Annotated in this window: 23 protein-coding genes; 15 read left to right on the top strand and 8 right to left on the bottom strand. The window is 60.9% G+C overall.

Annotated elements, in window-relative coordinates; all coding sequences use genetic code 11:
- On the bottom strand, positions 1–1,305 hold the full coding sequence (locus tag HJB84_RS11195) for an ABC transporter substrate-binding protein (protein ID WP_221115947.1): 1,305 nt from the start codon (positions 1,303–1,305) through the stop codon (positions 1–3).
- Positions 1,306–1,506: 201 nt separating this feature from the next.
- On the opposite strand from HJB84_RS11195, the gene HJB84_RS11190 reads away from it, so the two are divergent.
- The 3 genes from HJB84_RS11190 to HJB84_RS11180 are packed head-to-tail and all read left to right on the top strand — an operon-like array spanning position 1,507 to position 4,499.
- Positions 1,507–2,706: an ROK family transcriptional regulator gene (locus HJB84_RS11190; RefSeq protein WP_207584169.1), complete on the top strand. Its 1,200-nt coding sequence runs from the start codon at positions 1,507–1,509 to the stop codon at positions 2,704–2,706.
- Positions 2,707–2,739: 33 nt separating this feature from the next.
- Positions 2,740–3,840, top strand: coding sequence for a Gfo/Idh/MocA family protein (locus HJB84_RS11185; RefSeq protein ID WP_207584168.1), 1,101 nt, complete (start codon positions 2,740–2,742; stop codon positions 3,838–3,840).
- Positions 3,841–3,857: 17 nt separating this feature from the next.
- Positions 3,858–4,499, top strand: coding sequence for a ThuA domain-containing protein (locus HJB84_RS11180; RefSeq protein WP_221115946.1), 642 nt, complete (start codon positions 3,858–3,860; stop codon positions 4,497–4,499).
- A gap of 208 nt (positions 4,500–4,707) precedes the next feature.
- Here HJB84_RS11180 and HJB84_RS11175 read toward each other — a convergent pair whose 3' ends face one another.
- Positions 4,708–5,187 carry a DUF2938 domain-containing protein gene (locus HJB84_RS11175; RefSeq protein ID WP_207584166.1) on the bottom strand — a complete coding sequence of 160 codons (480 nt, stop codon included), beginning with the start codon at positions 5,185–5,187 and terminating at the stop codon, positions 4,708–4,710.
- Between the two features lie 257 nt (positions 5,188–5,444).
- Here HJB84_RS11175 and HJB84_RS11170 point away from each other — a divergent pair, with 257 nt between their 5' ends.
- On the top strand, positions 5,445–6,242 hold the full coding sequence (locus tag HJB84_RS11170; RefSeq protein WP_221115945.1) for a creatininase family protein: 798 nt from the start codon (positions 5,445–5,447) through the stop codon (positions 6,240–6,242).
- A gap of 16 nt (positions 6,243–6,258) precedes the next feature.
- Here the strand turns inward: HJB84_RS11170 and HJB84_RS11165 are convergent, their stop codons facing one another.
- Positions 6,259–7,209: a LysR family transcriptional regulator gene (locus HJB84_RS11165; RefSeq protein WP_207584164.1), complete on the bottom strand. Its 951-nt coding sequence runs from the start codon at positions 7,207–7,209 to the stop codon at positions 6,259–6,261.
- A 182-nt stretch (positions 7,210–7,391) separates the two neighbouring features.
- On the opposite strand from HJB84_RS11165, the gene HJB84_RS11160 reads away from it, so the two are divergent.
- The 7 genes from HJB84_RS11160 (at position 7,392) to HJB84_RS11130 (ending at position 13,912) form a co-directional block, all read left to right on the top strand.
- Positions 7,392–8,408 carry an ABC transporter substrate-binding protein gene (locus HJB84_RS11160; protein WP_221115944.1) on the top strand — a complete coding sequence of 339 codons (1,017 nt, stop codon included), beginning with the start codon at positions 7,392–7,394 and terminating at the stop codon, positions 8,406–8,408.
- Between the two features lie 70 nt (positions 8,409–8,478).
- Entirely contained in the window at positions 8,479–9,303 is an 825-nt protein-coding gene (locus HJB84_RS11155; protein ID WP_221115943.1) for an ABC transporter ATP-binding protein, read from the top strand.
- Positions 9,303–10,166: an ABC transporter permease gene (locus HJB84_RS11150; protein ID WP_259669482.1), complete on the top strand. Its 864-nt coding sequence runs from the start codon at positions 9,303–9,305 to the stop codon at positions 10,164–10,166. Before HJB84_RS11155 ends, HJB84_RS11150 begins: the two co-directional genes overlap by 1 nt.
- Positions 10,166–11,479, top strand: coding sequence for a cytosine deaminase (locus HJB84_RS11145; protein ID WP_207584161.1), 1,314 nt, complete (start codon positions 10,166–10,168; stop codon positions 11,477–11,479). Before HJB84_RS11150 ends, HJB84_RS11145 begins: the two co-directional genes overlap by 1 nt.
- 1 nt (position 11,480) lies before the next feature.
- On the top strand, positions 11,481–12,887 hold the full coding sequence (locus tag HJB84_RS11140; RefSeq protein ID WP_221115942.1) for an FAD-binding oxidoreductase: 1,407 nt from the start codon (positions 11,481–11,483) through the stop codon (positions 12,885–12,887).
- Positions 12,887–13,468: an NAD(P)H-dependent oxidoreductase gene (locus tag HJB84_RS11135; RefSeq protein ID WP_207584159.1), complete on the top strand. Its 582-nt coding sequence runs from the start codon at positions 12,887–12,889 to the stop codon at positions 13,466–13,468. Before HJB84_RS11140 ends, HJB84_RS11135 begins: the two co-directional genes overlap by 1 nt.
- 54 nt (positions 13,469–13,522) lie before the next feature.
- Positions 13,523–13,912 (top strand): RidA family protein, encoded by a 390-nt coding sequence (locus HJB84_RS11130; protein ID WP_221115941.1) that lies wholly within the window; start codon positions 13,523–13,525, stop codon positions 13,910–13,912.
- Positions 13,913–13,937: 25 nt separating this feature from the next.
- Here HJB84_RS11130 and HJB84_RS11125 read toward each other — a convergent pair whose 3' ends face one another.
- A complete protein-coding gene (locus HJB84_RS11125; protein ID WP_207584157.1) occupies positions 13,938–14,450 on the bottom strand; it encodes a MarR family winged helix-turn-helix transcriptional regulator in 513 nt (170 codons plus the stop codon).
- A 44-nt stretch (positions 14,451–14,494) separates the two neighbouring features.
- On the opposite strand from HJB84_RS11125, the gene HJB84_RS11120 reads away from it, so the two are divergent.
- On the top strand, positions 14,495–15,991 hold the full coding sequence (locus HJB84_RS11120) for an FAD-dependent oxidoreductase (protein ID WP_207584156.1): 1,497 nt from the start codon (positions 14,495–14,497) through the stop codon (positions 15,989–15,991).
- Positions 15,992–16,118: 127 nt separating this feature from the next.
- Here HJB84_RS11120 and HJB84_RS11115 read toward each other — a convergent pair whose 3' ends face one another.
- The 3 genes from HJB84_RS11115 to HJB84_RS11105 all read right to left on the bottom strand — a co-directional run bounded on the left by HJB84_RS11115 (position 16,119) and on the right by HJB84_RS11105 (position 16,935).
- On the bottom strand, positions 16,119–16,385 hold the full coding sequence (locus HJB84_RS11115; RefSeq protein WP_207584155.1) for a hypothetical protein: 267 nt from the start codon (positions 16,383–16,385) through the stop codon (positions 16,119–16,121).
- Positions 16,385–16,555 carry a hypothetical protein gene (locus tag HJB84_RS11110; RefSeq protein ID WP_010069037.1) on the bottom strand — a complete coding sequence of 57 codons (171 nt, stop codon included), beginning with the start codon at positions 16,553–16,555 and terminating at the stop codon, positions 16,385–16,387. Before HJB84_RS11110 ends, HJB84_RS11115 begins: the two co-directional genes overlap by 1 nt.
- A gap of 122 nt (positions 16,556–16,677) precedes the next feature.
- On the bottom strand, positions 16,678–16,935 hold the full coding sequence (locus HJB84_RS11105; RefSeq protein WP_207584309.1) for a DUF982 domain-containing protein: 258 nt from the start codon (positions 16,933–16,935) through the stop codon (positions 16,678–16,680).
- 384 nt (positions 16,936–17,319) lie between these two features.
- Between HJB84_RS11105 and HJB84_RS11100 the strand changes: the two genes are divergently transcribed.
- A complete protein-coding gene (locus tag HJB84_RS11100) occupies positions 17,320–18,147 on the top strand; it encodes a nickel-binding protein (protein WP_207584154.1) in 828 nt (275 codons plus the stop codon).
- A gap of 93 nt (positions 18,148–18,240) precedes the next feature.
- Here the strand turns inward: HJB84_RS11100 and HJB84_RS11095 are convergent, their stop codons facing one another.
- Positions 18,241–18,534 carry a DUF982 domain-containing protein gene (locus HJB84_RS11095; RefSeq protein ID WP_207584153.1) on the bottom strand — a complete coding sequence of 98 codons (294 nt, stop codon included), beginning with the start codon at positions 18,532–18,534 and terminating at the stop codon, positions 18,241–18,243.
- A gap of 843 nt (positions 18,535–19,377) precedes the next feature.
- Between HJB84_RS11095 and HJB84_RS11090 the strand changes: the two genes are divergently transcribed.
- Both HJB84_RS11090 and HJB84_RS11085 read left to right on the top strand, forming a co-directional pair.
- Entirely contained in the window at positions 19,378–19,587 is a 210-nt protein-coding gene (locus tag HJB84_RS11090) for a hypothetical protein (protein ID WP_207584152.1), read from the top strand.
- Positions 19,588–19,590: 3 nt separating this feature from the next.
- Entirely contained in the window at positions 19,591–20,169 is a 579-nt protein-coding gene (locus HJB84_RS11085; protein WP_207584151.1) for a Fic family protein, read from the top strand.
- Positions 20,170–20,182 lie beyond the last annotated feature (13 nt).

The following is a 20,182-nucleotide window of genomic DNA, read 5'->3' as shown; positions in this document are numbered from 1 at the left end:
TTATTGTTCCAGTTCGAAAGCGTCCTGGATCATCTGGGCGCCGTCCTTGGAATTCATCTGCCCGGAAACGATTTCCACCGAGACGTCGTTGACGACACGGCCGACGGCAGCACCGAGATCCTGGTCGAAGAAGTTCTGATGCCAGGTCGAACCCGCAAGCTGTTTGGCCGATTCGGCCAGCAGCGGATTGACGACGCCATCATCGGCGCCGACGGCAACGGGCAGAAGCATGCCGGCCTTGGCCATCACCCGCTCGTTCTCCGCGCTCGTCAGGAAAGCGAGGAAATCGATCGCTTCCTTGGAGGCCTTCTTGGTAACGGCCCAGCCGTTCAGACCGCCGAGCGTATCCGTCGGCTTGCCGGCGCCGCCATCGACCGTCGGGAAGACGAAACGGCCGATATTGTCAGGTGCTAGGCCCTTGCCGTCGCCGGCATTCTTGCGCTGATTGGCTTCGGTTGCTTCAAAGCCGAGGATGATCGCCGCCTTGCCGTCACCGAAGACGCCGAGCGTCTGCGGCCAGGTCGCGCCGAGATAGCCGGGCTGGAAAGGTTCGAGTTTGCCGAGTTCGGCGAGATCGTCGCCGGCCTTGATGATGGCGGGATCAAGGAAACCTTCGCCCTCGCCCTTCTTGGCCGCGTCGAAAACCTTCTGGCCGCCTTCGCGCATGACGAGATAGCTCCAGTAGAAATGGATCGGCCATTTCTCACCGCCGCCGCCGGCGATCGGCACAATGCCGGCCGCCTTGATCTTCTTCACCGTGGCGAGAAAATCGGCCCAGCTTTTGATGTCCTCGGCTTTGACGCCGGCCTTGGCAAACAGCGCCTTGTTGTAGAAAAAGCTGACCAGACCGACCTTATAGGGGATGGCCCAGGTCTTGCCGTCAAAGGTCAGGCCGTTGACCGAGGCCGGGGTATAGGCGTTGCGCAGTTTGCCGCCATCAGCATCGAGGGCTGCCGTCACATCCTGCAGCGCGCCGGTCTCGGACTGCTGCTTCAAGACGCCGCCGCCCCAGCTGAAGAAGAAATCCGGCACGTCGTCGGATTGCAGCAGAGTGGGAAGCTTGGCCTTGAAGGCTTCGTTTTCGAGGAACTGCATCTGGATATCGACGTCGGGATGCTGGGCTTCGTATTTCTTGACGATGTCTTCCCAGGCCGCGACGTTTTTCGGGTCGAGCTCGAGATGCAGCCACTTGACCACCGTCGTCGCGGAGGCGGCGCCTGCCCCCAACAGCAACAGGCCGGCTGCCGCGGCCACGGATGCGATGCGCCTGCCGCCGAGAGCGGCGCTTTTGTGCATAAAATTCATGATTTTTCCTCCCAGGGGTCTATCCTCACAATTTTTCCCCTATGCGGATTAATTCACCGGAGCTTTCATCCAATGTCAACCCAATGCCGCTATTTTTATCAAATGCGCTTGACAGGGCCACGAAATTGCCGGCTATTTATTTCGTAACCCGTTATAAATATTTGGGTTCCGCCCAACGAAACGCTTGCCTGGCTAGTTCTCATGAAGACCGCAGATCCCGAATTAATGCGCGCGATCAATCGCTTGAACGTGCTCGATACCGTCCGACGCCATGGGCCGATCTCGCGGATCGAGATCAGCGAGCGCACCGAACTCTCCACCACCACGGTTTCGGCCATCACCGCCTCGTTGCTCGACGACGGGCTGATCCTGCCGCGTCACGAAGGCGATATCCGCAATGAGGCGGTGCGCGGCAGGCCGCGGGTGATGTTGGAACTCAATCCCGATGCGGCGCGTGTGGTCGGCGGCAAGATCGCCGCCAACCGGATGGTGTTCGTCGTCACCAATTTCCGCGGCGACGTGCTGTCGAAGCTGGCTTTGCCGATCCGCCTCGACCGGCAGCCGATCGGCGTCATTGCCGATCTGGTCGAGGATGGCGTCAGGCGCTGTGTCGTCGATGCCGGGCTGTCGCTTGAAGACGTCGACAGCGTCTGCCTCGGTTTTCCCGGCGTCATCGAGCACCGCACCGGCTATATCCGCAGCAGCCCGATCTTTCGCGACACCAATGTCGATTTCGCCGCCGAGATGTCGACGCGGCTTTCGACACCGACCATCGTCGAAAGCGACGCCCACGCCATCACGCTTGGCCATCACTGGTTCGGGAAGGCGCGCGATCTCGAGGATATGGTGCTGATTTCGCTGGAACAGACGCTGGGGCTCGGCGTGCTGCACGGCAACAGCCTGTTCCGCGGCGCCGGTGGCCTCAGCCACAATCTCGGCGACCTCGTGCTCGGCACAGGACCGAATGGCGTCGTGCGGCTGTTCAGCCAGGCCGGCGAAAGCGCAATCCTCGGCGAACAGCTGGCCGATGGGCGTTTTGCCGAAGCGATCCGACTCGGGCGCGGCATGAACCATGCCCAGGCGCTGATCAAGGCCGATGACGACCGGCTGATTGGTGCTGCCATCCGCGCCGGCGAAGCGGTGGGATTGACCGTTGCCAACATCGTCACGCTGTTTGCGCCGCCACGGGTCATTCTGGTGGGATCGAGCCTGGCGCTCGGCGAGCCGTTTTTGAACAGCCTGCGCGATGCCTATGCGCTCGCCATTCCGCCGTCGCTGCGCGGCGTCAGCGAACTCGTCTTCGACGATTCGACCGATGATTTCTGGGCCCAGGGTGCGGCTGCGGTGGCGCTCTACGAACTCTACGAATCGCCCTGGAGCACGACGGGGCCGGCGCTCTGACGAGCAGCACAATCATAATGAATGGAGGACTTCATGGATAAAGTCGGTATCGGCATCATCGGATGCGGCAATATTTCGGGCGCCTATCTCAAGGCGATGGCATCCTTTCCCATTCTCGATATCCGCGGCGTCGCCGATCTCAACCGGGAACTGGCAGAGGCAAAGGCTATCGAATTCAACGTTCCGGCAAAGACCGTCGAGGAACTTTTCGCCGACCCCAAGGTTGAGATCATCGTCAATCTGACGATCCCGAAAGCCCATGTCGCTGTTGCGCTGCAGGCCCTCGAAGCCGGCAAACATACCTATTCGGAAAAGCCCCTCGGGATTAATTTCGCAGAAGGGAAAAAATTGGCCGACGCCGCCAAAGCGCGGAATCTTCGCATCGGTGCGGCCCCCGATACTTTCCTCGGCGGCGGCCACCAGACGGCCCGCATCCTGATCGACCAGGGCGTCATCGGCCAGCCGGTCGGCGGCTCGGCAAGCTTCATGTGCCCGGGCCATGAGCGCTGGCATCCGAACCCCGCCTTCTATTACGAAGTCGGCGGCGGGCCGATGCTCGATATGGGGCCCTATTACATCACCGATCTCGTCAATCTGCTCGGGCCGGTGTCTGAGGTTGTCGGCTTTGCGTCGACGCCGCGTACAGAGCGGCTGGTGACCAGCGAGCCGCGCAACGGCGAACATATTCCCGTGCATGTGCCGACGCATGTCGCCGGCATGATGCGTTTTGAGAACGGCGCCGTCGTGCAGATCGCCATGAGCTTCGATGTCGCCGGCCACAAGCATGTGCCGCTCGAAATCTACGGAACCGAGGGCACGCTTATAGTCCCCGATCCCAACAAATTCGGCGGCCCGGTGGAATATCTGAAGAAGGGCGGCGAATTCGAGGACCAGCCACTCACAGCACCCTATGCCGACGGCAATTATCGCTCGCTCGGCGTTGCCGACATGGCGCATGCGATCCGCTCCAACCGGCCGCATCGGGCCAATGGCGATCTGGCGCTGCATGTGCTCGAAGTCATGGAAGCGTTCCACACCGCGTCTGCGACCGGGCGCACGGTGGCGATCACCACGGCGGTGGTGCGCCCCGCCCCCTTGTCCGATTCCATCGTCGACGGACGGCTGGCGAAATAAATTCAGGAGGAAAGACTATGCGTGAAGCACTGATCGTCTGGGGCGGCTGGAGCGGCCACGAGCCGCAGGAATGCGCCGAAGTCATCAAGACCATGCTCGAGGAGGACGGCTTCAAGGTCTATCTCGAACACGGCACCGAGGCGCTTGCCGACCCTTCGGTCCACGATCTCAGCCTCGTCGTGCCGATCATGACGATGTCGAAGATCGAGAAGGAGGAGGTCAAGAACCTCGCCGCCGCCATCGAGAGCGGCGTCGGCATCGCCGGTTATCACGGCGGCGCGGGCGATGCCTTCCGCGACTCGGTCGATTACCAGTTCATCATCGGCGGCCAATGGGTGGCGCACCCCGGCAACATCATCGACTATACCGTCAACATCACCCGGCCCGACGATCCGCTGATGGAGGGCATTGCCGATTTCCCCTACACGTCGGAGCAATATTACATGCATGTCGACCCCTCGAACGAGGTTCTGGCGACGACCAAATTCACCGGCAACCACGCCTACTGGATCGACGGCGTCGTCATGCCCGTCGTCTGGAAGCGGAAATACGGCAAGGGCCGGGTCTTCTATTCTTCACTCGGCCACCAGGCCAAGGAATTCGACGTGCCCGAGATGAAGGCCATCTTCCGCCGCGGCGCCAACTGGGCGGCGCGGTAGGGCGAGGTTCGCGCGGACGGCGGCCCCTCATCCGGCTGCCGCCACCTTCTCCCCGTAAACGGGGCGAAGGGGACAAGCCGCGACCTCTCCGTTCCCCGCTAGCTCTCGCACGGCACGTCCCCTCTCCCCGTTTTTTACGGCGGTCCGAAGGACGGGTCGAGACGAGTGGCTCGACCCCGGTTGGCTGGGTGAGGGGCAGGCCTCAGTCTCAGCGAATGATCAGCGCCGTGCCGTAGAGCCCGAGCGCAAAAACCGTATGCGCGAGCAAATTGAAGCACCGCACCTTGTTCGGCGTCGGATGTTTCGATGCGGCCCAGCCGATGCCGAGGCCGGGCTGCAGCAGGAACCACCCTGCTCCGACGGTGAGAATACCGAAGATCCAGGCGGGGAGAAATGTCGGTGCCGCCAGCCACGCCTGCCCCATGATGAGCGCAAAGATCAAGCCATAGAGAATGCCGACGGCGTAGTGGCTGATCCAGCCGAGCGCCAGTTCATGCGTATAGGGCTCGGCATCGGCGATGCTGTCGTGAAAGACCTTGCCGCGGCGAAGGTGCCAGAACCAGCGGCCGACCGGGGCCCAATTGGGCGCCGTCTGGCCGAAAACCTTGGTGAGCACGATCGCCCAGAGGTCCATGAGGATGGTTGCGCCAGCACCGATCGCCAGGCCGCGCCACAGAATATCGAACATTGGGAATCACCGGAGAGCGTTGAATTGCAGAGGCGCTAGAAAACCATTGCAGGCGCGCCGGCGCAATGGCTCCAGTGAGTTCCCAGCCGCATCCAGGGCTTATGCAATGGTTACCGCCTGCCCCCGCTCTCTGCCCTCTGCGCGGCCCTCGTTGCTGTATCATCCGCAAAAAGGCATCGGTGCGGGCGCAAATTGATGCTTTTCGCGTGCAGCGATATTTCCTACTCACTGTCGAAACGGCAATGAGAGGCGCGGCGATGGCAATGCCATTTTACTGGAACGAACTGAACAGCTCCGATTTCGCCGGACTTTCGGCCAATACGACCATTGCCATCCTGCCGATCGCCTCGACGGAACAGCACGGCCCGCACCTGCCGATCGCGACCGATGTGGCGATCGCCAACGGCATGCTGGCCGAACTGCGAAAGCAGAAGCCTGACGATCTCGATTTCCTGGTTCTGCCGACGCAAGAGATCGGCAAGGCGAACGAACATATCTACGGACCGGGAACGCTGTCGCTCGGCGCTGAGCTGCTCATTCCAGTCTGGACGGCGATCGGCGCCAAGGTTGCCGAAGCCGGCATCCGCAAGATGGTCATCGTCAATTCGCATGGCGGCAATGTCGACATCATGAGTATCGTCGCGCGCGAGCTGCGCGTCCGCTACCAGATGGCCGTCATCTCGACGCAATGGGGCCGCTTCGGCCATCCCGAAGGCATGATCAGCGAGCACGAGTTGAGATACGGCATCCATGGCGGCGAGGTCGAGACCTCGCTGATGCTCCATTTCCGCCCCGATCTGGTGCGGATGGACAAGGCGCAGAATTTTGCGTCCAAGGCCGAATGGATGCGCGAGCAATCGAAATACATCCAGCCGCTGCCGCCCCATTCGCTCGCCTGGATCGCCCACGACCTCAATCCGAACGGCGTCGTCGGCGACGCCTCGCTCGGAACCGTCAAAAAAGGCGAAGCGATCTGCCGCCATCAAGTCAGGGGCTTCATCGAGTTGCTTTACGACCTGACGCGCTATCCGCTTTCCAACCTTTATTCACAATAGCGCCGGCCAGGGCGACCTACTGGGTGATCGGCTTTTCCATCGCGATATGGCCCTTGGCCTGCAGTTCCTGCACGAGGCCGGCAAGTTCGGCCAGCAGATATTCAACGAACAGGCTGGTGGCGGAATCGAGCGGCGCACGGGCGCGGGCAAAAAGCTTCATCGGCTGCTGGCGCGCGTGCGGTTCAGCAATCGCCCGGAAGACGAGCTCGCCCTGCCGGCATTCGGTAATGACGTCGAGCGGGTTCAGCATCGTCAGCCCCGCCCCTGACTTGACCAGCTTCTTCAGCATCTCCGACGCATTGGTTTCAAGCACCGGCTCGACATGCACATCGAGACGCGCCAGCGCCAGGTTGATCACTTCACGCAGGCTGGTGCCCTGCTGGGCCAGCACCAGGCGTTCCTGGACGATATCGGCTAGGTTGATCGGACCCGAACCGATCAGGTGATGGCCGGGCGGCAGCACCACGCCGATCGGAATATCGAAACTGCCGAGCGTTCGAATGCCGGGTGTCGCCGGGATATTGAAGCCGAGGCCGATATCCACCTCGCCCGACAGCACCGGATTGACCGTTGTCGTGCCGGCATCATTGCGCAGTTGCATGAAGACGCGCGGATGTTCCGACTGGAACCGGGCGATGATCTCCGGCAGCGGCCCAGCGGCAAGGCCGACCGTGGTGACCAGGCGGATCTTGCCCGCCTGCTGCATCTTCAGGCTGCGGATGCGCCCCTCCAGCCGCTCGTAATTCTTCAGCACCTCGCGAATATGTTCGATGCAGAGTTCACCGGCCGCCGTCAGGCGCAGGCCGCGCGGCAGGCGCTCGAAGAGCGGAGCGCCCATTTCCTCCTCCAGCGCCAGAATCTGCCGGTTGATCGCCGATGACGCCACGTTCAGCCGCGCTGCGGCTTTGCGGATCGAGCCGGAGCGCGCGATCTCATTGATGTAGATAAGCTTTCTGGAGTGCAGCATCGCAACCTCGTTGCATAAAATTAAAGCAGACAGCACAAATTAGGCACAGGCTTCTGATGAGATGCCGAAAAGGCATCATTGCGCACGAAATTTGATGCTTTTCAAAGAGCAAAGCAATCGCTCCAATGAAGAAAATCGGGCGTCGCAATGGGCGTTCCGAACTCAGAAGGGGAACGCTGATCATGCCCAATGCACTGAAGAATACGGTCTTTTCCGCGCTCATCGGCCTTGGCGGCGCGCTCGCCGCTGCTGTCTCGGCGCATGCGGCCGATAAGGTAAGCTACGGCACGAACTGGCTGGCGCAGGCCGAGCACGGCGGCTTCTACCAGGCGGTCGCCGACGGCACCTATGCGAAACACGGCCTCGACGTCACCATCGTCCAGGGTGGCCCGAACGCGGCCAACAGCGCGCTGCTGATCTCCGGCAAGATCGATTTCTACATGGGTGGGCCGCAGGGCGAGATATCGGCTGTCGAACAGGGCATCCCGCTGGTCGACGTCGCAGCGATCTTCCAGAAGGATCCGCAGGTCCTGATCGCCCATCCGGGCATGGGTATCGACAAATTCGCGGACCTCGCCAAGCTCAAGACCTTGTTTCTCGGCAAGGACGGTTACCTCACCTATTTCGAATGGATGAAGGCGAACTACAAGGGCTTCAAGGACGAGCAGTACAAGCCCTACAATTTCAGCCCCGCGCCATTCCTTGCCGACAAGGAATCCGCCCAGCAGGGTTACCTCACCTCCGAGCCCTACGAGATCCAGAAGCAGGCCGGCTTCGAACCGAAGGTCTTCCTGCTCGCCGATAACGGCTATTCGCCCTATTCGACGATGATCACCACCACGCAGACGATGGTCGACAGCAAACCGGATGTCGTCCAGCGTTTCGTCGATGCCTCGATCGAGGGCTGGTACAACTACCTCTACGGCGACAACAGCAAGGCGAACGAGCTGATCAAGAAGGACAATCCTGAAATGACGGATGGCCAGATCGCCTACTCCATCGCCAAAATGAAGGAATACGGCATCATCGAATCCGGTGACAGCCTGGACAAGGGCATCGGCTGCATCACCGACGCGCATTACAAGGCGTTCTTCGACGAGATGGTGGCGATCAAGGTGTTCAAGCCGGAGACCGACTACACCAAGGCCTTCACGACGAAATTCGTCTGCAAGAGCACCGGAATGGCGATGAAGAAGTAAGCCCTCCGACGTCGGCCGATGGTCCGCCTGAGGTGGCGGACCCCATCCTCCCCTGGTGAATGAGACAGGCATGCCCTTAGCAGAAGCCCAGGCCCGATCCCCGCAAGAGACGCGCAAGCGGCCGCTGGTCGCGATGCAGTCGGTCTCGAAGGTCTTTTCCAGCGGCACCGTTGCCCTTTCCGACATGTCGCTCACTGTCGAAAGCGGCGAGTTCGTCAGCCTGCTCGGCCCTTCCGGCTGCGGTAAGTCGACGGCGCTGCGCATCATCGCCGGCCTTGGCGACGTGACGTCGGGAACGATCGGCTGGCCGAGTTCGCGCATCAATTCGAAGGGCCTGCCGGAGGGCGATATCGGCTTCGTCTTCCAGGAGCCGACGCTGATGCCGTGGAAGAACGTGTTCGACAATGTCCACCTGCCGCTGAGGTTGAGGCGGATTTCGAAGGCGTCAGCGCATGCAGAAATCATGCAGGTGCTGACCACCGTCGGCCTCCAGGATTTCGCCAAAGCCTATCCACGCGAACTTTCCGGCGGCATGAAGATGCGCGTCTCTATCGCCCGCGCGCTGGTTACGAAACCGAAGCTGCTTTTGATGGACGAGCCCTTCGCGGCGCTTGACGAAATCACTCGGCAGAGGCTGAACGACGACGTGCTGCGGCTCTGGAAGGCGACCGGCATCACCGTCATCTTCGTCACCCATTCGGTCTTCGAGTCCGCCTATCTCTCGAACCGCATCGTTGTGATGAAGGCAAGGCCCGGACGCGTGCATGCCGATGTTCTTCTGACCACCAGCCTGGAACGCGACGAGCATTACCGCACCTCGGAAGAATACCGGAAGGCGTGTGAGACGGTCTCCCTTTCGCTGATCGGGGCAATCAACGCGGCGGGAGAGCATTGATGCGTGACCAAACTGATACGCCGCCGCAGCTCCCTCACCTTGCTGCAAATGCCATTCCCCATGTCGCAGGCGCAAGGCGCCGCGATCTCGCCCTGCGCATCACCATCCCCTTCCTCGTTATCGGCCTGCTGATCCTGATCTGGTACGCCTATGTGAAGCTCTCGGGCGTGCCGCCCTATATCCTGCCGGGTCCGGCCGCAGTGGCTAACGCTTTCGTGACGGACTGGGGTACGCTTGCCCCTGCCCTCTGGGTGACCACCAAGATCACCTTCCTGTCGCTGATGCTGGCCCTTGTCGGCGGCGTCGGCTTTGCGATCTTCCTGGTGCAGTCGCGCTGGATCGAGCTTGCCTTCTATCCGCTTGCCGTCATCCTGCAGGTGACGCCTGTCGTGGCGATCTCGCCGCTGATCCTGATCTATGCGCCGTCGACCCAGGTGGCGCTGCTGATCTGCGCCTTCCTCGTCGCCTTCTTCCCGATCCTTTCGAACATGGTCCAGGGGCTGAAGAGCGTCGACCACAATCTCATCAACCTCTTCGAGCTTTACGGCGCCTCGCGCTGGCAGACGCTGCTCTTTCTGAAACTGCCCGCCGCCCAACCCTATTTCATGACGGGCCTCAGGATCGGCGGCGGTCTGGCGCTGATCGCCGCCGTCGTCGCAGAATTCGCGGCAGGCTCGGCTGGCGCCGGCTCCGGCCTCGCCTTCCGGCTGCTCGAAGCACAATATCGGCTCAACATTCCGCGCCTCTTCGCCGCGCTGCTGATGCTCTCCCTGCTTGGCGTGGCGATCTTCGCCGTCACCTCCTTCATTTCCTGGCTCGCCCTGCACCGTTGGCATGAGAGCAGCCTGAAACGAGAAAACTGATGACCTATTCCTTCCTTTCGCCGCCCAATGCCGGCCGCTTCGTGCTGAGCAATGCGACGCTGCCTGCCGTCGCCGTCGAGGGATTTGACGCGCCGGCGATCGACGGGCTGGTCAAGGCGGATATCGTCATCGCCGATGGCGTCATCTCCGCGCTGCTGCCGGCGGGCGCAGCGCCGGTGGAATTACCACGATCCGATCTGAAGGACGGCATGGTCTGGCCCTGCTTCACCGACATGCACACCCATCTCGACAAGGGGCATATCTGGCCGCGCAACGCCAATCCCGACGGCACCTTCATCGGCGCCCTGGACGCGGTGCGGACGGACCGGGAGGCGCACTGGTCGGCGGCTGATGTCAGCAAGCGCATGGAATTCTCGCTGCGTTCGGCCTATGCGCACGGCACCAGCCTGATCCGCACGCATCTCGATTCCCTGGCGCCGCAGCACCGTATTTCCTTCGAGGTTTTTGCCGAGATGCGCGAGGCCTGGAAAGACAGGATTACGCTGCAGGCGGTGGCGCTCTTCCCGCTGGAAAATATGGTGGACGCGACCTATTTCGCCGACCTGGTCACCGTCGTCCGCGAAAAAGGCGGGCTGATCGGCGGCGTCACCCGGATGACCGCCGATCTCGACAGCCAACTCGATGTGCTTTTCAGGGCTGCCGCCGATAACGGCCTCGACGTCGATCTTCATGTCGACGAGAGCGACGATCCTGCCGCCGAGACGCTGAAGGCGATCGCACAAGCCGTGCTGCGCAATCGGTTCGACGGCAAGGTGACATCAGGCCATTGCTGCTCGCTCGCCAGGCAGGACGAGGAGACGGCAAAACGCACGGTCGAGCTCGTCGCAAAAGCCGGCCTTTCCATCGTCTCGCTGCCGATGTGCAACCTCTATCTGCAGGACCGCTACCCCGGCCGGACGCCTCGCTGGCGCGGCGTCACCCTGTTCAAGGAACTGGCGGCGGCCGGCGTTGCGACGGCAGTGGCCTCCGACAATACGCGTGATCCCTTCTATGCGTATGGTGATCTCGACCCGGTCGAGGTGTTGCGCGAGGCGGTGCGCATTCTGCATCTCGATCATCCGCTAGACACGGCCGCGCGCGTCGTCACCACCTCGCCTGCGGATATTCTCGGCCGGCCCGACAAGGGGCGCATCGCCGCTGGCGCCTTGGCCGATCTCGTGCTCTTCAGCGCCCGGCGCTGGAGCGAATTTCTTTCCCGTCCGCAGTCTGACCGCGTCGTGCTTCGCCGCGGCAAGGTGATCGACCGCAGCCTGCCGGACTACCGTGAACTCGACAGCGTCGTTGGAGCCTGACATGCCGGATTATCAGACGATCAAAAAGCAACTCGAAGGCATCGCCGTCGAGGACAATCCGGCGCTGGTGCGTCAGAAAAGCCGCGATTTCTACTGGTATTCGCCGATCCTGAAGGCGCAGCTCGACAATGTCACGGCCGATCTCGTCGTCACGCCGAAAAACGAAGAAGAGGTCATCCGGGCGCTGAAGGTCGCTTTCGCGCACGGCGTGCCGGTAACGCCGCGCGGTGCCGGCACCGGCAATTACGGCCAGGCCATGCCACTTTCCGGCGGCATTGTGCTCAACCTTGCCGCCATGGACAAAATCAAGGAAATCCATCCCGGCCGGGTTGTCTGCGAACCGGGCATCGTCATTGCCCAGCTCGACAAGCAGACCAAAGCGCATTCCGGCCAGGAGCTGCGCTTCCACCCGTCGACGGCGCAGACGGCGACGGTCGGCGGCTTTATCGCCGGCGGCTCCGGCGGCGTCGGGTCGATCACCTGGGGCGGTCTGCGCGATCTCGGCAATATCCTGCGTCTGCGCGTCGTCACCATGGAGGCCGAGCCGCGCGTGCTCGACCTGACTGGCTGGGACCTGCAGAAGGTCAGCCATGCCTACGGCACCAACGGGATCATCACCGAAATCGAAATGCCGCTCGCCCCTGCCTATGATTGGGTCGACGTGCTTGTCGGCTATGACGACTTCATGGCATCGGTGCGCTTCTCGGATGCGCTGGCCAAATGCAACGGCATCCTCGTCAAGGAAATCGCGCCGATCGCGGCACCGATCTCGCACGACTATTTCACCCGCCACAGGCCCTATATCCGCAAGGGCCAGTCAGTGGTGGTGCTGATGATCGCGCCGCATTCGATGGACGCTTTCCTCGCCTTTGCCGCCGCCAACAAGGGCGAGATCATCTTCCGCTCCGACACGGTCGAAAGCATGAAAGGTATTCCGCATGCCTATGAGCTTGCCTGGAACCACACGACGCTGCGTGCGCTGAAGGTCGATCCCGGCTTCACCTATCTGCAGGTTCAGTATCCAGGCCCGGATCACGTCGCCAAGGTTGCCAAGATGGTCGAGATCTTCGGCGACGAAGTGCCTGGACATCTCGAATTCATCAGGTTCGACGGGCAGATCCAATGCTCCGGCCTGCCGCTGGTGCGCTATACCACGGAGGAGCGCCTCGAGGAGATCATCAAGATCCACCAGGATCACGGCTGCCCGATCTTCAATCCGCATCGCTATACGCTAGAGGAAGGCGGCATGAAGCGCACCGACAAAGTACAGCTCGCCTTCAAGCAGGAAACGGACCCGAGAGGGCTATTGAACCCCGGCAAGATGATCGCCTGGGAGAATCCCGATTTCGATTTCAATGCCGGCAAGAATTATCTCTTCCCCGGGCTTGCGAGCGTCATGGAGGCCTAATGAGAGTTCTCGTGCTTCATTCGCATCCGGTCGAGGAAAGCTACGGCAAGGCGCTCTACAAACAGACGCTGGAAAGCCTGCGAGAGGCCGGTCACGAGGTGGATGCGTGCGATCTCTATGCCGAGAATTTCGATCCGGTGCTCTCCCGCCACGACCGGCTCGCCTATCACGATTATCCCGGCAATACCGCGCTGGTGAAATCCTATGTCGAGCGGCTGAAGCAGGCCGAGGCGCTGGTGCTGGTGACGCCGATCTGGAATTTCGGTTTTCCGGCGATCCTGAAGGGTTATTTTGACCGCGTCTGGCTTCCTGGCGTCTCCTTCGAGTTGGTCGACGGCAAGGTGGAATCGCGGCTGCGCCACATCAGGAAACTCGCGGCCGTGCTGACATACGGCGCGACGCCGTTTCGCGCCTTCGCCGCCGGCAACCCGCCGAAGAAGATCGTCAAGCGTGTGCTGAGGGCGCAGATCAATCCGCTGCGGCCGGTCACCTTTCTTGCCCATTACGACATGAACAACTGCACGCCGGAAACCCGGGCCAGGTTTTTGGAGAAGGTAAAGATGGCGATGGAGCGGTTTTAAGACCCGACCGGGTGGTTGGTCGTGGTAGCATCCTCATTGAAGCAAGGAATGCCCATGAAGAAGATTTTCAATCCGGCGTCTGTCCGTCGTCCATTCGGAAATTACAATCACGGGCTGCTGGTGCCGGCCGGGGCCTCGCTGCTCGTGACCTCGGGGCAGCTCGGGATCGGTCTCGACGAGAAAGTGCCGGAAGATATCGGCGCACAGGCAGAACTTTGCTTCGAGGCCATCAAAGCAATTCTCGCCGAGGCGGAAATGAGTTTTGCCGACGTCATCCGCATCTCAGGCTTCGTGACGAAGCGTGAGGATTTCCCTGCCTATATGGCCATGCGCGATCGCTATACACTCGATCCGAAGCCGGCCTCGACGCTGATCATCATCAGCGGCTTCACCCGCCCCGAATTCCTCGTGGAAGTCGAAGTCACGGCCGCCAAAGTGCTTTGACATGGCCTCTCGGGTCGTCCGCCGGTCAGCCGCCTTCTGTCTGCGGCTCCTCGGCGCCATTGCCGATATCGCCACTAATATCACGGGCGAACTTCCGCATCAGCCGCACCAGTTCATTGAAGTCGTGCTCGTCCCAGCGCTCGAAGATGGCGCGGCCCATGCGCTCGCGCGCGGCGTCGATGCGATCGGTCATCGCCTTGCCCTTCGGGCTTATCACCGCCTCGCGCACGCGACGATCCGCAGTACTGCCGCGGCGCTCCACCAGATCAAGACTTTCAAGCTTGGCGACCTGGCGGCTGACGGTGGTGTAGTCACGCCCGGCGCGATCGGCAAGTTCGACCACCCCGATCGGACCAAGCCGTTCCACCGTGACCAGCAGCGGAAACAGGGCGCGATCGAGCGAAATACCGGCCTCGCGGACCATCTGCTCATCGCGCTGGGGCCGGTTCATGACGCTGACGATCTCGATCAATGCCCTATGCAACTCGCGCAACCTTTCGGACATATGTGTATTTTGCACGTTTTTTGTTGACGCCATATCCATTCTCCTATTATGTGCATAATACACATATGGAGATCGCAATGACACAGAATTCTTCAGTCGACGTGCTGATATCAGGCGCCGGCGCGGCCGGGCTGACGCTGGCGATCGAGCTGGCGCGGCGCGGCGTATCCTTCCGCCTGATCGAGAAATTGAACGACCCGTTCCGCGGCTCCCGCGGCAAGGGAATTCAGCCAAGAACGCAGGAGGTCTTCGAGGATCTCGGCATTCTCGACCAGATCGTCGCGCTCGGCGGCGCCTATCCCCTGCAGCGAGAATATCGCGACGACGGAATCTTCAGCGAATCCGAAGCCGTGCTGCGTGGGGAGCCGACGCCCGCCGAGCCCTACCATCTTCCGCTGATGGTGCCGCAGTTCCTGACCGAAGGCGTGATGCGCGAGCGCCTGCTCGAACTGGGGCACCAGCCGGAGTTCGGATGCGAACTCATCGGCTTCGAACAGCACGAGGCAAGCGTGACGGCGCGGCTCACGGGACCATTTGGCGAAGAGACTATTCAGGCGCGATGGCTCATCGGCGCGGATGGCGGGCGCAGCTTCGTACGCCACGCGCTTGATATCGGTTTTCCCGGCAAGACGCTCGGCGTGCGCGCCATCGTCGCCGATGTCATGCTGACGGGGTTGGAGCGCGACGCCTGGCATCGCTTCGGCGAAGGCGACATGCGGCGACAGATCGCACTTTGCCCGCTCGCGGGAACGGAACTGTTCCAGATCCAGGGACCCATTCCGCTCGAAGGCGAGATCGACCTTTCCGCTTCATGGTTGACCGCCTTGGTCGCGGAGCGCACCGGCCGCGACGATATTCACGTCCACTCGGTCTCCTGGGCTTCGGCCTTCACCATGAACGCCCGGCTTGCCGATCGCTACCGGCTCGGCCGCGTGTTCCTGGTCGGCGATGCTGCCCATACGCATCCGCCGACCGGCGGACAGGGCCTCAATACCAGCGTTCAGGACGCCTATAATCTCGGATGGAAGCTGGCTGCAGTCGTCGCCGGCGGCCCTGATGCACTGCTCGACAGCTATGAGGAAGAGCGTCGCCCGGTCGCCGCGGCGATGTTGGGTCTTGCCACAGATCTTCTCGACCAACTCAAGCGGGGCGAGATGCGGCGCGGCCGCGAGGTCCATCAGTTGGATATCGGCTATCCCGAATCCTCCATCGCGCTGGAAAAGCCGGAGCGCCGCGGCGGCCTGCTGGCGGGCGACCGCGCGCCGGATGCGCCGCTCACGGGTGCGGCCGGCCAGCCGAGACGGCTGTTCGAACTGTTCAGCGGCGCGCACTGGACGCTGCTCGGCTACGAGGTCGAGCAAGTCACTGTGCCGCCGCGCAGCGGATTGCACATCCACAGGATCGGCCGGCGCGGCGATATCCTTGATAAAGCCGGGCACTTCCGTGACGCCTACGCTCTGACCCCAGGTGACTGGGCGCTCGTGCGCCCGGACGGATATGTCGGCGCCATCGTCGGATCGTCTGATGCCTTGGCGCTGGATGCCTATCTGGCAAATGTCGGCCTTGGAACATGATGCCTGAGCCGCTTGGAGCAGAATTCTATTTGAGGCGGACCCGGCCTGAAACCATCCCGTTCCAGGCTGCCGGTCGCCCCGCCGCCAGGCGGATCGCCGATCCCCAATGGCGCGCAGCGCAAATGTTTCAGAGGGCGTCGCGCTCGTATCGCGGCGTCCAACCGCGGGTCATTCCCCGGCTGATCGCTCTCTCCGCCAGCGCCAGTTGCTGGCGCAGATGTTTGCAGTCGTCGAGCAGCGAGCGGATCGCCGCCTTGGCATTGTCGTCATGCCAGGCAAGCACGGCTTCGACTTCCCACGCCGGATCTGGCCAAGCTGTATCGGGCCAAGCCGGATCGGGCCGCGCTGAATCGGGCCAAGCCGGCTCGGGTTGCAAGATCTTTGCCGGCTGCATCAGTTTAGCGCCAGTGGCAATTGAACCGGGCGTGGCAAGGGCGGCAGCGGCCGGCTGAGTTCGACCTTTCTCTGCCAGGCGGCGCGCCGCAGCTGATCCCGCTCGCGCGCCGCGCGGGACGCTTCGACAAGAGCTAGGGCGTTGGCGATCACCTGTTCCGTATGCGTCATGACCATCTCCGATGTTCCTGATTTGTTCTAAAATAGAACCTCGGCCGGAAAAGTCAAGTCGGGAGGGATTTGGGTGTTCAACGGGATCAGGCCGGAGCCTGGGGTAGAAACACGGCGGGCGTTCAGTCCGCAGCTTCGATGACGGCGATACCGGCTTCCTGCGCAGCCCTGATGAAGGATGCCCGCACCTCATCCGGCGGGAGATCGCCGATGATCGCATCCAGGCAGGATTTCACGGCTTCGAAATATTCTTCGCCGTCGTCTACTGGCCAATCGTGCAGCAGCGTGCGCGCGGCATCCCACACAGAGTTAATAACGGCATAATGGCCGAGCCCTATTGAGGCCAAGCCGACCGGTCGAAAATGTGCCGTCTGTCTCACTTTGCTACAGCTTTTCCCAATTTCGGTGAGCGTACCAGTAACAATGCAATTTGCGTGCCGTTGGCGGGCCGCTCGCCTGCGGGGCAACTATGTCTCCTCGTCCCTCCAGCCAGGCGCTTTGAGAACATGCAACCTTTGAACCGTCCCGATCGGCGCAGAGAACCCGGCGATCAGTTATCAAACGACAGATTATGGTAAATATCAGGCTTTCCCTCCCGAACCTACTCATTAAAATCAATCTCTTCCCTAGTATTCTATAGAACTGACAGGATTCATTGGCATTTCTGGAAGCAACAGGCCGAAATGATCGGATATTGATTGTCCCAAAGGTGGACGCAGCCGCATCCAGATCGTACAATGCCATCCCTTCTGGGAGGACGCGCGATGCCTATCTTCATGGACCGGCACTTTCTCGAGGGAACGTCGGCGGCCGACGTTGCCCGGGCGCACCGCATGGATCTCGACATTCAGGATCGCTACGACGTCAAATTTCTCACCTATTGGTTCGACCAGCAGCGCGGGACCGTCTTCTGTCTCGTCGATGCGCCTGACATGGAGACCGCCCAATGTGTGCATCGCGATGCGCACGGTTTCGTCGCCAACGAGATCGTCGAGGTCGCGTTGTCTGCGGTCGAGGCTTTTCTCGGCCGAATTCATGACCTCGAGCCGGCGGCTGGCCAATCCTCGGCGCAGGTGGATCCCGGCCACCGGGCAATCCTCTTCACCGATATCGTCGGATCGACCGAGATGACGGCGCGGCTCGGCGACCGCATAGGGACCGAAATGGTGAGAGCCCATGACGCGATCGTGCGCCGATGCCTTGGCCAAACGTCAGGCCGGGAAGTGAAACACACCGGCGACGGCATCATGGCCGCCTTTTCCGCCACATCAGCCGCCGTCGAATGCGCCATGACGATCCAGCAGGAATTCAAGCGTTACAACGGCGGAAACGCCGAGCCGATCCACATCCGCATCGGGCTTGATTGCGGCGAGCCGGTCGAGGACAGCAATGACCTCTTCGGATCGACGGTGCAGCTTGCGGCGCGCCTTTGTGCGGTTGCCGCCAGCGACCAGATTCTCGTCTCGGAGAATATTTTCCGGGAGTATGGTGCCGCCGATCTCTTCGGCCACGCCACGCGCCGTCGGCTCAAGGGGTTTTCGAAGCCTATGATGGTCTTCCGATGCGAATGGGCGAATGGCGGGCATGCTTGACGTGACGCTTTGTGGCGAGGGCGGGGCAGCCGACATCGAACGCAAGACGCGCCGCACATGATGTGACGGCGCGCCCCTGCCTACTCAGTATCATCAGGCATTGCCGATATTTCGATCGCCCATCAGCTGTTCGAATTTGGGGGCGCCCTCGACCTTGGCCAGCACACCCGACATCTTCAGAAACCGCCGGAAATTCTCGCGCGCAGCACTCAGCGGGAAACGGCCGCTGGCCGTGTCTCTGCACGCCTTCAACAGCGTGTCATATGCCAGACCTCGCTTGTCCTCCGGCCATTCACCGAGAATATCGAAGATTTCATCGAGACACGTGATCTCAGCGATGAAATGCTGACGATGAAGCAAAACCGGATCGAACCGAGTTTCATTCATAGTATTCCTCCCATTTATATTACTTTTTTATGGGATAATATTACTGAAAAACCATAATTTATTCAAGACAAAAACGGCTGTTTTTCGCTGAAACCATCGGCAACTACTTCCATAATGACAGAATAGCTCGATCAGATTATCTTGAGTGAATTGATCAGCGATCTAGCTTCAAGGCTCCACAAGCTAACGTGACGGCATGGTAGATTGTGACCAGGATCAACCTCGCAAGGAGACGTTCAATGAATCGATTTCTCACATTGGTGGCTGCCGGAATGCTGATCGGTGTGTCTGCGATCACGTCTTCCTGCACCTCGCCCAGCAAGCACGATCGCGAAGATTTTCAGTATCAACGGGATACATCGGTAAACCCGGCATGCGCGGGTGGCTTCAGGCCCGGTAACGCGCGCTCGTGCAGTTATTGATGGCGCTGGCGCCCGACATTCGTTCAGCGCTTCGCTGAGATTGCCGGGCCGCCGAAGTGCGAGATGCTGCTGAACCCCGCTTCCCAGGAGAGCAGCCGCGGTATCACCGCGTCGTGAGGCGCGCTGCAGCAACGGGAATGGTTAGGGAACCGCAAGCCCCGCCCGCAGTTAGGTCAACGGGTCACGGTTGGCTCAATTCAAACAGGAGAACGGTTCCCAATGAACAATTTGATCTGGCTTGTCGGCGCTGTCGTTATCGTGCTCGCGATTTTGAGTTTCTTCGGCTTTCGCTGAGTAAGACGTCACTGACGGAAGTTGTGGCGGCTCGACCGGTTTGTCCTCGCGGCGACAGACGGACGAATCTGGCCGCGGCTCCGATAATTATGATCGCGTGAGGGTTGGCTGGATGTTACGATGCGATATGACAAAAGAAACGAAATCAGGTCGGCCTGCTGAATCCGGTCGATTTGTCACACGTCCGATCGGTGAAAAGAAGGCGGCGAAATTTGCCGAGGTCGAAGGTTTGAAGCTGAGTGCCGGTTCCAAGGCGCTGTCGCAGAAACTGACGTCCGGCGACCTTAAGGGGGACGCTTACCGCCGAGAGATAGTCAAAGCTTTCAAGAAAGTCTGACGGGTGGTCCGCTACAATGCCGTCGAGGACCCGCTCTGTTATCCGGGCACTCACGTCCTGGTCAATAAAGCCGATATCGAAGATCAGGATCAGCTTGACCAATTCGAGCAGCTCATGTTCGACTCTCGTGCCACGGAATCCCTCCCGAACGGCAACTTGGATTTCGCGCATTATGGCGCGCTACACTACCATTTTTTCCAGGATGTATACGGCTGGGCCGGGAATATTCGTACCATCCGCACAGGCAAGGGTGACAACTGGTTCGGTTTTCCCGAATACATCGAGGCGGAGGCCAAACGACTGTTTGCTCAATTGGCAAGCCGCGGATATCTCGCAACGGCCGAAACAAAGGACGCCTTTGCCGAAGGTTCCGCATGGTTTTTGGGGGAAATCAACGCGATCCATCCATTCCGTGAGGGCAATGGACGTATCCAGCTGGTCTTCCTCACGATGCTGGCGCGCAATGCAGGATATGAGGTCGATGAAGGCGAACTACGCCCTGGGCCGTTTCTACAAGCGATGATCAAAAGCTTCCACCGCGAGCTGGCACCTCTTGTCAACGAAATCCGGCGAATGATTTAGGCTTACTGCCCGA

It is taken from the genome of Rhizobium sp. NZLR1b, assembly GCF_019685155.1.
In the GTDB taxonomy this organism is placed as follows: Bacteria; Pseudomonadota; Alphaproteobacteria; order Rhizobiales; family Rhizobiaceae; genus Rhizobium.
The sequence above is the reverse complement of the archived record's forward strand: the minus strand, read 5'-3'. Positions and strand labels throughout refer to the sequence as shown.